Below are 13632 nucleotides of genomic sequence, written 5' to 3' on the forward strand. Positions count from 1 at the left end.
TGACGCGATACGCGCCAATCAGGAAATTAGCCAGCTCGCGTTTGCTAGCCGGCTTAACAGCTTTTTTTGGATGACTTTCTGCAGCATCTGCTTATCCAGGATCAGATCCGCAACCATGCGCTTGAGTCGGGCGTTTTCTTCTTCCAGTTGTAGAAAGTCGCCTCGGGGACGTCCATCTTACGGCAGACCTCCCCGACAGCCGTACCCAACTCCGCTTGGCGCAAGGCAAAAGCGATCTGTTCTTCCGTGAACTTCGATTTTTTCATGACAAATCTCCTACCCGGATAAGGTTAAATTTGCCAGAAATCTCTACTTTCGGTAATCCCCCCAGAAATTAAGCGTCATTAGAAGTAGAATTTTCTCCCATCAGCACCGAGGAAGTTCGACATGAAATCTTCACGTTTTTCTGACAGCCAAATTATCGCCATTCTTAAACAAGCCGAAGGCGGTTCACCGGTACCCGAGCTGTGTCGCGAGCACGGCTTTAGTTCCGCTACGTTTTATAAGTGGCGCGCCAAATTCGGCGGGATGGATGCTTCGCTGATGGCGCGGCTCAAAGAACTCGAAGACGAAAATCGGCGTCTCAAAAAGATGTATGCCGAAGAACGCCTCAAAGCCGAGATTGTGAAAGAGGCGCTCGAAAAAAAGTAGTAAAGCCATCGCGGCGGCGTGAGATGGCGCACCACGCGGTACAGCATCGTGGCGTCAGTATTGGCTTGGCCTGTCACGCCTTTGGCATCAGCCAAACTTGTTATCGCTACCAATCCCGGCAATCGGCGGTCAATGATGAGATTGCCGATCACCTGATTCGGTTGACCCACAATCAGCGTAACTGGGGATTCGGATTGTGCTTTTTGCACCTCCGCAACGTTAAGGGATTTCGATGGAATCACAAGCGGGTATACCGGATTTATCGAGAGCTAGAATTGAATCTGCGTATCAAACCCAAGCGCCGCATTCAGCGCGCCAAGCCAGAACCGCTAGCAGTGCCCGAGGCTGCGAACGAGTGTTGGTCAATGGATTTCATGCACGATCAACTGGTCGATGGGCGCAGCATCCGGCTGTTCAATGTCATTGACGATTTCAATCGTGAAGCGCTGGCGATGGAGATTGATTTATCGTTAACCGCCGAACGGGTGATTCGCGCATTGAATCAAGTCCTGGAGTGGCGAGGTCAGCCCAAAGCCATTCGCTGTGACAATGGCCCAGAATACATTAGCCAAAAGGTCAAAGACTGGGCGGAAAAGCTGGGCCTCCGACTGGCGTATATCCAGCCAGGCAATCCACAGCAGAATGCGTATGTGGAGCGTTACAACCGGACAGTACGGTATGACTGGCTGAATCATTACCAATTTGAATCAGTCGCTGAAATCCAAGAGTTTGCGACCGATTGGGTATGGACTTACAACAATGAACGGCCGAATATGGCATTGGGTGGCATTACCCCGAAACAGAAGTTGGCATTAGCTGCATAACCTTCTACTTCTAACCTCGTTTAAAAACGGGGGGATTACCTTTCCACCGCTACCATTTTTCGGGAGGAGGTCACACCTAGCGTAACAGTATCAGCTTTCTAAAATTTAACAACCATTTACTTGAATATCTTACAAGGCTTCTATTGATTAAGTAATGGGGGGGTGGTAACTTTCCATATTTACAAAATCAAGAATATAGTCTATGAAGTTGATGGCTTTGCGGGAGCTGTTGGCACAGTATCGCGCTGTTTTTAAAGAGGCTTGGAGTCATCGTAAAGCAACTGATTCTCCACCACGTCAGCCTGCTGAGTTGGCATTTCTACCTGCCGCATTAGAGCTCCAGGAAAGCCCGCCACATCCTGCTGCCCGCGTTACTCTCTATGCTCTGATGGGATTCTTGCTGTTGGCGCTACTGTGGGCGTGCTTGGGCAAAATCGACATCGTAGCGGTCGCTCCGGGAAAATTAATTGTCTCGGACCAAAGTAAAACCATCCAGCCACTCGAGCCCGGCGTAGTTAAATCAATTCATGTACGTGACGGTCAGGTTGTTAAGGCCGGTGATCTATTAATCGAGCTTGATCGTACTATTGCTGGCGCCGAGTCCTCAAAAAATCAAGGTAGCTGGCAAGAGGCCAAATTTAATCGGCTCAAAGCAATGGCCTTGCTGGATGCCGTGGCTCAAAGGAAAGCGCCAACTTTAGGTGCAGATCCAGAATTAGATCAGCTGGCAAATACAGCTAGTTTGCGCGAAAGAAAAGTGGCGCAAATGCAAAGTAGTTGGCAAGAATTGCTCGCCAAGCTCGCGACCATCGATGCGGATACCACTCGGAAACAAGCTGAATTGGCCAGCACACAAGATCAAGTACAAAAGCTGGAAAAGACCCTCCCAATCGTCCGGCAGCGTGAAGCCGACTTTACTGATCTCGCCAGCAAAAACTTCATTTCAAAACATGGTGTGCTCGACAAACAGCAGGCTCGCATTGAAATGGAGCAAGACTTGGCCAGCTTACGTAATAAACTGCGTGAGCTTGCCGCCAGCATAAATGCCAATCAGCAGCAACGCGACTCGATTAAAGCCGAATTTGTTCGGGCGCAAAATGAGCTGCTAGCCCAAGCCACTGAACAATCCGATGCCATGAAACAAGAGGTGATTAAATCGGATCAGGTGGCGAAATACACCCGCCTTGTCGCACCCGTTGATGGTGTTGTCCAGCAGTTAGCTATCCATACCATTGGTGGCGTTGTCACGGCTGCTCAGCCTCTATTGGTTATTGTGCCGCAAGGTCAGCAACTAGAAGCACAAGCTGTTTTACCTAATAAAGACATCGGCTTTGTCAATGCAGGCCAGCATGCCGCAATCAAAATCGAAACGTTCAACTACACCAAATATGGCCTGATCGATGGTCGTGTTCAAAACGTCAGTTTAGACGCCATCCCAGATGAGAAATTAGGCTTGGTCTACCAAGCCAAAGTCAAGCTGGATCGCTCGTTTATGAATATCGATGGCAAACAGGTGCATCTCGCGCCTGGTATGGCTGTGACCGTCGAAATTAAAACGGGCCAGCGTCGCCTGATCGAATATTTCCTCTCCCCACTCATTCAGCACGTCACCGAAAGTGTACGTGAAAGGTAAGCATGATTCAGATTCGCCTAGCCATCGCAGAAGACATTCCTGTGCTGGTCGCTATGGGGCGGCAAGCCCTCGAAGAAACTCGCTATCAAGCATTTAAATTTGATGAGACCAAAGTTCGTAAATCTGCAGAAGCCTACATGGCCGATCAGCGAGGAAAGTACGGCATCCTGGTCGCTGTCGATGATGGAAAAATCGTAGGTTACTTATTTGCAATGGCAGAGGCTTACTGGTTTTGCGATAGCGTCGTCGCCACCAATATTTCATGGTTTGTGCTACCCGAGGCGCGCGGCACCAGTGCGGCGACAAAGTTAGTGCTGGGGTTTCAGCGCTGGGCCAAAAATCGTGGCGCAGATGAAGTCAGGCTTATGGTCTCAAGTGGTTATCTGATTGATCGCACCGACAAAATGCTACGCCGGATGGGGTTTAGCCATGTAGGTGGAAATTACGCCCTTAGTCTCAAAACAGAATCAAATTAAGCAAGGAAAACTCATGGCTGAAAAAAATGTAGATTTAGTTCAATTAGTGGAATACGCCCAAGCGGCATTTGATCGCTTACCGACTCTAGGGCCCGTGGCTTGGTTATATGGTCGTGACGATGCCAAAAAGCACTTAACACTTGCCGACTTGGATTGGGCAGTGCAACCGCCGTTGATTCTGGATCAATGCCGCTTGTTTATGAAAGACAAAATGCCGCTGGGCTTTATTTCTTGGGCGTATGTCTCTGAAGACGTTCATCAACGATTGCTACAGGGCAATACTCAACTTGAACCGCATGAGTGGAAAGGTGGTGAACATCTGTGGTTAATCGATGTTGTGACTCCGTTTGGGCAGAGGGAAGAGATGCTGGAAAATCTTAAATTAATTGTTAATCAACAGGAAAGTGTGATGTTTTGGCATCAAAATGTAATATCTAGCTTAGCCCAATTTGGCACGAATGATGAATAAAATATCAAATTTAAAAGTTGCATTATTATTTTTTTTCTTAATGATTTTAATGGTTTCAATATCTGCCTGTGCCAATTTGGGGGCAAAAACTTCTGAGCATGGCTTTGAATTTGATGTGCGCCGGGATAGTGGGAAAGATATTGAATTACTAGAATTCAAGTATGGCAACTCAAAAATACACAGCAATAGTGGCGTGGCATCTGAGGGGAGACCTTTGTACAGTCGCTCAACTTATGGTGATATGCTCGTTGGAGGGTTTTTATATGTGAGGTGGCGTTACATTCCAAGCAATGAGGTAATTGAGAAGACGATATCATTGCATGATTTAATTCCCAATGATATTACTGGCAAGAAAATTTATTTTGTAATTAAAGATAGAGATATTATTGTTTATTTGATTCACAGTGAGCCAAGAGGGTATGGGCAGCAGGAGAATGGCCCGAGTTTGTATTGGCAGCGAAAAGTTGAAACTATATATCCATCTAGAGATTATATTTATAAATTTAAAAAGACCTACGAGTAAAGAGATAAGATATGACAATTACTGTAAATGAAGTGGACGCCACCAAAATTTCAGAGCAATTGCAGAAGCTAACTAGTGATGCAATCACCCCATCTGTCAAAACGGATTCGTTTGTTTTTATTGTTAATTTTGATGGGACTAACAACGACAAAAGCAATCCTTCATTGTCAGGTGATTCTAATCCTACAAACGTAGGGCTTATGTCCGATTTGGGCGAGTTTGCAACCTCTAAGAATGTTGTATCTCGTTATTACCCAGGTCCAGGTACTAGTGATAGTGTATGGGGCTCTGCAGCATGGCCACCAAGTGTGCAAGCGGAAATTGTTAGCAAAGCAGAATTGGCCTATCGTGACTTTCAAGCGCAAGTTCAAGATTGGCGGGATGATAAAAACAATCCTAATGCTGAAATTAATGTAGCAATAACCGCATTCAGCCGTGGAGCAGCTACTGCTGCAGTTTTCTCTCAGATGGTTTATGAGCAAGGCGTGAAGTCTGTGGACGGGCAATCATACTTAATCGAGCCAGGTAGAGCTAATTTTGCTGGTGGCATTTTATATGACCCAGTAACCACCGGATTTTCTGGCAATTTGGCATTGCCGCCAACGGTGAGTAATTTTGTACAAATTGTTGCCAACAATGAATATCGCAACCTGTTTAAATCAACAGACATGTCAGGCCCAGGTATAACTCGGATTTTCGTGGATGGTAATCATTGTAATATTGGCGGAGGTTACGACAATGGGATTGGGGCTTACGTCTTATCAGCCAGTGCGATTTATTTTAAGAACTTGGGGATTCAAATTGCTGATGTTGATGCTAGTCGATTGCCAACGTCAGAAGCGAAGCTTCCAATCTATAGCGAAGGCTGGAGTCCAAATGGGGTTAAAAGATGGGATGAATATGGATCCGTATTAAATCCAGATTTGAATATTCCCGGCACCTTCACAGATGAAGGTTATCGCCGATATATTCAAATTACCGCTGGCTTACCAAAAGATGCTGTCCCGAGAGAATTAATTCCATTGGAATTCAAGTCCATTAAATCTGATGGGGTAACGGGCAAGTTGATCTCTAGCTTTACCGATTATCAAGGAAAAACATTCACTGAAACCCAGTACTTTAGTTATATAAAAACCCCTTATAAAGATGCAAATGGCAATGACGTTTATGACCAGCAGCCATCAACTAGAATATTTGAAGTGGCAGATAAAAATGGAAATATAAAATCATCTGTGTCATTAATGGTTGGCGAGGGCAAGAAGGCATTTGTTGAATTTACAGAAACAGCCAACGGTCGCGATTTAAAAATTTTGAACAATCAAAATTTGTCAGAGGGTGAACTATTTGAACTAGATCACAAGCTACGTACTGCAGGATTTACGCCTGAATCCGCTAAGAATGATGCTGAAAATCAAGTTAAAAAAAATGCTGATTTACAAAATGCGGCGGCAAAAACTGCTGAGTTTTTAGCTTTAGCTCAAGCCATCCAATCCGGCGAGCCATTACCTATCACCCGATCAGTATTAACGATTGGGAACTCGCTAATTAGTGAAACGGATTGGGGGAAAACCGTTGATGGGAAAAATTTAGTCAATGGCATCCAAGGTGTTACTGCTGTACTTGGCGCAATTGGCAGTGTTGTGAGTCTTAAAAAAGCCATTGAGAACAAAGACGGAATTGGTATTGCTTATTCTGGCGCTTCACTAGTTGGTTATAGTGCAAGTGCTTTTGCTGCCATGGGAAATGAAACCGCAAAAGTTGTTGCTGGAACTATGTGGGGTACAGCTGCCCAAGGGGCAAATGCTGCAACAATAGGAGTAATTCCTGCACTTGGTATCGTTGCCAGTTTAGCAAATGGAGATGTTAAAGGTGCCGCTGTTAGTGCTATTGCAATGGTTACATCACTTCAAGGTATTCCGGTAGTTGGGCAAGTGATTAGCATTGCTTACATGCTGTATTCGTTATTCAAAGCCTCTAAAGTCCCCGATGCCTGGGGTGAAGGTCATTTCACCTGGAATAATGGCCAAATCGGTTTGAACGTGGTTGGTGAAACAGGAGGCGATGCCCGAGTTGGTGGCATGTTGGGCAATTTGAAAGCCACGATGGAGTATCTGGTACAAAAAGCTCGCACTGATAACCCTGAGATGCCAATCGGAGCGATTCCATTACGCTTCGGTTCGCTCACATATCGTGATGATAAGTTCACCTTGCATGATTTGGACCCCGTAACCGGGGTTACTCGTGATCGGGTTTACGATTTCCAAGGTAAGCGCTTGGGTGTGAGTCCTAATGACCCTGAGTTCTTTGTCGATTTGCAAGAGGCTTTGTTGCGCAATGCCATTGAGCGCCAAGGTTTGGCGGCACAGTACGAAGTCGATACCGTCTATCTCAAAAATCAGGCTGGCGATCCAAAGGCGGGGCTGACGGAAGTACAGATGGCCGCTTCAGAAGGCAAGCTGGCCCCTACACCAACAGGCGATACGCAGCGTTTCCGCCCCATCGGGCTGGATATGGACGGTGATGGGCGAATCACGACCATTGCCCGCGAGAACTCCAATGTGGCCTTTAATGTCGATGACTCTGGCTATTTAAAACGCACAGGCTGGGTGGGCGCAGGTGATGCCATGCTAGTGCTCGATCGTAATTTATCGAGCTATTTGGATGCGGGCAGTGATCTATTTTCGAATGCGCAACTTGCGGATGAGCTCAAAGGTGTTCCATCACTGCGCTACTGGGATAGCAACTATGATTTCCGGCTGACTTCTGCCGATCCCGTCTTTAAATACCTGCAAGTTTGGCAAGATAAAGACAGCGACGGGGTTGTTGATGATGGTGAGGCGAAAAAACTGAGTGAGTTAGGCATCACCTCAGTGAACTATGGTAGCAACACCTTCGAAATCAATGGTCAAGAACGATACATGGGATCAGCTGATTTGAGCGCTGATACAAAAGGATCTCGTGCCATTAAAATCCCGGAAGGTATTTTGGTTGAAAACAGCGATGGTGTGAAATCCCTGGTAGTGACAACCACTCAGGATTTGAGTGCCTTTGCACCAAATGCCGATGGCTTTACCGCTTTTGAAGACATGGTCGCTTATGTTTCATCGGCAATGCTGATGGCGAACGATAAAAAGGTGCCTGTTGGCTCAAAAATCGTAGCGATCGAGGGGGTGCAGAACGCTACCGTCCGGTTGATGGACTCGGGTGATATTGAGTTCATGCCCGCCCCCAATTATTTTGGTAATCAAGCTGGCTTCAGCTACGTGTTACAAGCGCCGGATGGTTCGCGTACGTCTGTCCCTGTTATTGTTACTGTTCAAGGGGTGAATGATGCGCCGACTTTGACCTTGGAAGATGATCCCGATCGTCCAATTTATGGCTGGGATGTTGTTATTTCTGGCAAAGGGGGGACCGAGTACCTTAAGACAACAACCATCCCGGAAGTTAACTCGGCCAATGCATCGATTCAGTCTATTACGCCTATTTATACGCCATGGACTGAATCTGTGGTGATAGGGTATAGCAATAGTCAGGATCGTCGTCCAATCTATTCTTTAGTTGAGCGAAACCAACCCATTCGCTTTGAAGATTCAAATTCGGGTAAGTTAACTGGTGCTGATGTTGATAACTCAGCAGGCGAACTTCGATATGAACTACTTGAAAAGCCAAGTTGGGGTGAGCTCGAGCTAGACCAGACCACAGGGCGTTACAAATACTGGGGCCATACAGGGGTGGAGGGATCTACTACCCGGATTACCACTTATGATCCAATGAATAAAATGACTGAGGATGGCTTTCAAGTAAAAGTCATTGACCCCTCGGGTGCCTACTCTATTCAAACGGTCAAAGTGACCCACTTTGGCCCACCTCCGACCCCTAAGGATGGCTCGAGTAAAAAACCGATTGCGCTCGACCTTAATGGTGATGGCCTTACCTTCAAACATGTCGATGATAGCAATGTGTTTTTTGATATTAATGGCGATGGCTGGCGCGATCGGATGTCGTGGCTTACGGGAGGCGATGGCTTCTTGGCCTTTGATGCGGATGGCAACGGCAAAATTGATCGTGCCGATGAGTTGTCATTTGTAGGCTATAAGGCCGGTGCACAAACCGACCTAGAGGGATTGCAAGGCTTTGACAGCAATGGTGATGGCCTATTGTCTCGCTTGGATGAGCGCTGGAGCAAATTTGGCGTCTGGGTTGATGCGAATGAAAATGGGGTAACGGATGCGGGTGAATTTAAATCCTTGGATTCGTTTGGAATTATCTCTATTGCTTTGAAGAGCGATGGCAAGTCGTATGTTAAAGATGGCAACACTGTACACGGCCAAATTGATGTCACGTTTGCCGATGGCCGTGTGATTAAAGCAGGAGACGTTAGCCTAGCCACCAGACCTGAAGTACAAGTTCCTAACCTTGATGGCACAACGACGGTGGTACCTACATCGCCGTTTAGTCCATCTGGCACAGAAACATTAGGTACGGAGGGTGACGATATCTTGCTGGCCAGCAAAGGCAATAGCATCGTGAAGGCTGGCGCGGGCGATGATTTTATCTATGACGATGTCGGCAATGACGCCATCTTGGGTGAAGCTGGAAATGATGTGATCTACAGCGGCGCGGATAACGACTTTGTCGATGGTGGCGAAGGCAACGATTTGATCTACGCTGGCCTGGGTAACGATATGGTATTTGGTAATACTGGCAACGACCAAATTTACGCCGAAGGCGGTAATGATTTGGTCTTTGCTGGTGAAGGCGATGATTTTGTCTCCGGTGGCTGGGGTAATGATGTGCTCGACGGTCGTGAAGGTGACGATATTCTCTTTGGTGAGGCGGGTAATGATGCCTTGCTCGGTGGGATCGGCAACGACCAATTGGCGGGTGGTGATGACAAGGACTGGCTATATGGCCAAGACGGTAATGACCAATTGGATGGTGGTGAAGGCGCCGACGAAATGGACGGTGGTTTAGGCAATGATGTCTATATCGTCGACAATGCCGGCGATGTCGTTATTGAATCAGCCAATGCAGGGGATGACACTGTTCGCACCAATCTGAGCTATACGCTGGGTGAAAATGTTGAGAACCTGACCCTGTTAGGTAAAGACAATCTGACAGCAGCAGGTAATGCGCTGGATAACCGCTTAGTTGGTAATGATGGCAACAACATCTTGAATGGCTTGTCGGGTGCAGATCGTATGTACGGTGGCAAAGGAAATGATCTTTACTATGTCGACAATAGTAACGACACCGTCACCGAGTTTGCCAACGAAGGGACCGATTCTGTTATCGCTAGTGCAACCTTTACTCTCACCGGCAATATTGAAAACCTCACCTTGGTAGAGGGAGGAAATATTTCTGGTACGGGGAATGCTTCCGCAAATCTGTTGGTCGGGAATTCTGGTGCAAATACATTGGATGGCCGTGCGGGTGATGACACATTGCGCGGTGGTACTGGTAATGATGTCCTCATTGGTGGCCTAGGTAACGATGTATTCTTGTTTGATCAAGGTGATGGTCATGACACGGTGAGCGATACACAAGAGAATGGTTCTGGTGGTATCAATACCCTGCGATTTGGCTCTGGCATTACTTTGAGTAGCCTTTCATTTGAATATGCGCCTAATAGCTTGCTGATTCATTACGGAACAGCGGGAGACACAATTCAGATGAATTACGATCCTTACTCCGCTGAGCAAACTCTACCTACTGCCAAAGTGGAGTTTGCAGATGGCACAGTCCGCAATCTGGCTGAATTAATTAATCGCCCCCCAAAATTGGTGAATCCATTGGCTGATGTGAGCTTTGTCTCGCCTGGGCCAATCGATGTTAATGTGCCAAATGGAACCTTCATCGATCCCGATGCCGGTGATGTTCTCACGCTATCAGCAACGTTGGCGGATGGTTCAGCATTGCCAACCTGGCTCAAGTTTGATGCAACAAAAGGCCAATTCCACGCTGATATCGACCCAGAAATTCTGGGTAGCTGGGATATTAATGTGCGAGCGACAGATCGATATGGGTTGCATGCTGATGATATATTCAAACTGGTTATGCCATTACATCCAGGAATTACCAAAACCGGCGATTGGCGTGATGAAACGCTCATTGGCACCAATGGCAATGATGTGATTCAAGGCATGGGTGGTAAAGATCGAATTATTGCGGGTGCGGGTAACGATACATTAACTGGTGATTGGGGTGATGACTTCATCAACGGTGGCACTGGCAATGATTACATCGATGGACGCGGTGGGAATAACACGCTCTTGGGAGGCGCAGGGAACGATATCATCCGGGCTCAATTCGGCGCAGATATCATCGATGGTGGTGATGGTGATGATGACATTTATGCTAGTGGCGGTGGTAATGATATCCGCGGCGGCAAAGGAAATGACATCATCGTGGCCGACTGGGAAGGCGATACTTATCACTATGCTCGCGGAGATGGTCGTGATCAGATCCTTGATTGGGGTGGGAACGATAGCTTGAACATGGAAGGGATTAAATCCGATGAGTTGTGGTTCAAGCGAACCGGGAACAATCTGGAAATCGACGTCATTGGTGGCGATGGTCAAGTAGTGATCAAGGATTGGTACATTAGCCATCAAATTGAGCAAATTAAAACCGCTGACGGTAAAACACTGCTCAATACCCAAGTAGAAGCCTTGGTGTCTGCAATGGCAGGCATGGCACCGCCATCCTCTGCAGAAACCGCACTTCCCGATCAGTATCGTGAACAGCTGCAACCGGTACTTGCTGCTAACTGGCACTAAGATAGACTAAGTCGCATCTTATATCCGCCCTCCTAATAGAGGGCGGATATATTTTTTGAGTTGAACTATGAATGCAAATACCATCCCGCCCGAATTGGGGGGAAGTGAACCACCAATCGATACGGCTTTGGCTTGCTTGGTCATGCTGGCTCGATTTCATCAGGTAGCCATTGAAACTGAACAAATCAAGCACGAATATGCCAGCCATAATGGCATGTTGATTGAGTCTGATGTTTTGCTGGCCGCAAAAAAATCAGGACTGAAAGTCAAAGCAATTGATACTCATTTTGATCGCTTAGAAAGAACACCTTTGCCTGCGATGGCAAAAACGAGTGAGGGTCAATGGGTCATTCTTGCCAAAATCGAGAGTGATGAAGTACTCATTCAAGATCCGTTAGTGGGACGGCCGCAAAAAATCAGCAAGGATCAGTGGGTAACGCAATGGTCAGGCCGATTGATCTTGTTTACTTCGCGAGCTAGCTTAGCTGGTGATCTCGCCCGTTTCGATTTTTCTTGGTTTATACCTGCAATTGTGAAATATCGGAAATTGCTAGGTGAGGTCTTGCTTGTATCTTTTGTTTTGCAATTGATTGGCTTAGCGACGCCATTGTTTTTTCAAGTCATCATGGACAAAGTGCTGGTTCATCGTGGTTTGACCACGTTGGATGTCTTGGCGCTTGGCTTGTTGGTCATCTCAGTCTTTGAAGTCGGGATGACAGCGTTACGCACCTACGTGTTCTCGCATACAACAAACCGCATTGATGTGGAGTTAGGAGCAAAGCTATTCCGGCATTTGCTGGCCTTACCCCTGGCATATTTCCAAGCTCGGCGAGTTGGGGATTCTGTAGCTCGTGTGCGGGAACTAGAGAATATTCGAAACTTTCTGACTGGTCAGGCACTTACATCAGTGCTAGATCTGGTATTTTCTGTCGTCTTTTTGGCTGTAATGTTTTATTACAGCGGTTGGCTAACGCTGATTGTAGTGCTCTCTTTGCCGTGTTATGTGCTGTTATCCGTGTTCATTACGCCAATTTTAAAAGTCCGACTCGACGAAAAATTTGCGCGCGGAGCAGAAAACCAGTCCTTTTTGGTTGAAACTATCAATGGCGTTGAAACTATCAAGGCCATGGCAGTCGAGCCGCAAGTAACGCGCCGTTGGGATAACCAATTGGCAGGTTATGTAGCCGCAGGCTTTAAAGTAACCCAGCTGGCCAATATTGGTAGCCAAGGCGTTAATCTGATTCAAAAAATTGTTGTGGTAGCAACGATGTGGATCGGCGCCAAGCTAGTCATTGAGGGAGACCTGACAGTAGGTCAGTTGATCGCCTTTAATATGCTCGCTGGCCGCGTGGCGAGTCCTGTGATGCGCTTGGCGCAACTATGGCAAGACTTCCAGCAAGTGGGCATTTCGATGCAGCGCTTGGGCGATATTCTTAATACTCGTACCGAAATCAACCAGAATCGAGCGCAACTTCCTCCCATTCAAGGTCATATCGAATTTGATCAGATTCATTTCCGCTATCGCCCAGATGCGCCAGAAATTTTGCGCGGAATTAATTTAAAGATTAATGCCGGTGAGGTCATTGGAATTGTTGGTCGCTCAGGGTCTGGCAAAAGCACACTGACCAAACTCCTGCAACGGTTGTATGTTCCAGAGCGTGGCCGAGTATTAATCGATGGTGTTGATTTAAGCCTCGCGGATCCAGCATGGTTGCGTCGGCAAATTGGCGTTGTCTTGCAAGAAAACCTTCTATTTAACCGGAGTATTCGCGACAACATCGCACTGGCAGAGCCCGGCATGAGCATGGAAAGAGTGATCCAAGCAGCCAAACTTGCTGGTGCACATGAATTCATTGTTGAGTTACCTGAAGGCTACGATACTCATGTCGGCGAGCACGGTACTGGTTTGTCCGGTGGACAGCGGCAACGAGTCGCGATTGCTCGTGCGTTAGTAACAAATCCACGAATTCTGATTTTTGATGAAGCCACCAGTGCGCTTGATTATGAGTCGGAACGAATCATTCAAAACAATATGAAAGCGATTTGTGCTGGACGTACTGTGCTGATTATTGCCCACAGGCTGTCTGCGGTGAGAAATTCAAACCGAATTATTGCTATGGATAGAGGGCAAATTGTAGAAGAAGGCCCGCACCAAGAGCTGGTTAATCGCCCTGATGGTTATTATGCTCGCTTGCATGCAATGCAGTTGTCTTGAACCTCATGGAAGGTAATCCCCCCAGAAATTAAGCGTCATTAGAAGTAGAATTTTCTCCCATC

General features: G+C 47.0%; 7 protein-coding genes and 1 pseudogene. 7 read left to right on the forward strand and 1 reads right to left on the reverse strand.

Annotated features, from left to right (window positions below; genetic code table 11):
- Positions 1 to 266: pseudogene (locus QV747_RS07815) on the reverse strand (transposase); the annotation flags it as partial.
- A gap of 121 nt (positions 267 to 387) precedes the next feature.
- On the opposite strand from QV747_RS07815, the gene QV747_RS07820 reads away from it, so the two are divergent.
- From QV747_RS07820 to QV747_RS07850, 7 genes are all read left to right on the forward strand, one after another.
- Positions 388 to 1475 (forward strand): IS3 family transposase gene (locus QV747_RS07820; RefSeq protein WP_288791487.1). Its coding sequence is split into 2 segments (ribosomal slippage): positions 388 to 640 and positions 640 to 1475, totalling 1089 coding nucleotides; the frame shifts between segments, so codons are not numbered across the junction.
- A 202-nt stretch (positions 1476 to 1677) separates the two neighbouring features.
- Positions 1678 to 3108, forward strand: a complete 1431-nt coding sequence (locus QV747_RS07825) for an HlyD family type I secretion periplasmic adaptor subunit (RefSeq protein WP_288791488.1) — start codon at positions 1678 to 1680, stop codon at positions 3106 to 3108.
- A gap of 2 nt (positions 3109 to 3110) precedes the next feature.
- Positions 3111 to 3584, forward strand: coding sequence for a GNAT family N-acetyltransferase (locus QV747_RS07830; protein WP_288791489.1), 474 nt, complete (start codon positions 3111 to 3113; stop codon positions 3582 to 3584).
- A gap of 13 nt (positions 3585 to 3597) precedes the next feature.
- Positions 3598 to 4053 carry a toxin-activating lysine-acyltransferase gene (locus tag QV747_RS07835; protein WP_288791490.1) on the forward strand — a complete coding sequence of 152 codons (456 nt, stop codon included), beginning with the start codon at positions 3598 to 3600 and terminating at the stop codon, positions 4051 to 4053.
- The gene (locus tag QV747_RS07840; protein WP_288791491.1) at positions 4046 to 4576 is read left to right on the forward strand and encodes a hypothetical protein; all 531 of its coding nucleotides are present in this window, start codon (positions 4046 to 4048) and stop codon (positions 4574 to 4576) included. Before QV747_RS07835 ends, QV747_RS07840 begins: the two co-directional genes overlap by 8 nt.
- An 11-nt stretch (positions 4577 to 4587) precedes the next feature.
- Positions 4588 to 11355: a putative Ig domain-containing protein gene (locus QV747_RS07845; protein WP_288791492.1), complete on the forward strand. Its 6768-nt coding sequence runs from the start codon at positions 4588 to 4590 to the stop codon at positions 11353 to 11355.
- Between the two features lie 67 nt (positions 11356 to 11422).
- Positions 11423 to 13570 (forward strand): type I secretion system permease/ATPase, encoded by a 2148-nt coding sequence (locus QV747_RS07850; RefSeq protein WP_288791493.1) that lies wholly within the window; start codon positions 11423 to 11425, stop codon positions 13568 to 13570.
- Positions 13571 to 13632 lie beyond the last annotated feature (62 nt).

The sequence above is a fragment of the uncultured Chitinibacter sp. genome (genome assembly GCF_945957625.1).
In the GTDB taxonomy this organism is placed as follows: Bacteria; Pseudomonadota; Gammaproteobacteria; order Burkholderiales; family Chitinibacteraceae; genus Chitinibacter; species Chitinibacter tainanensis.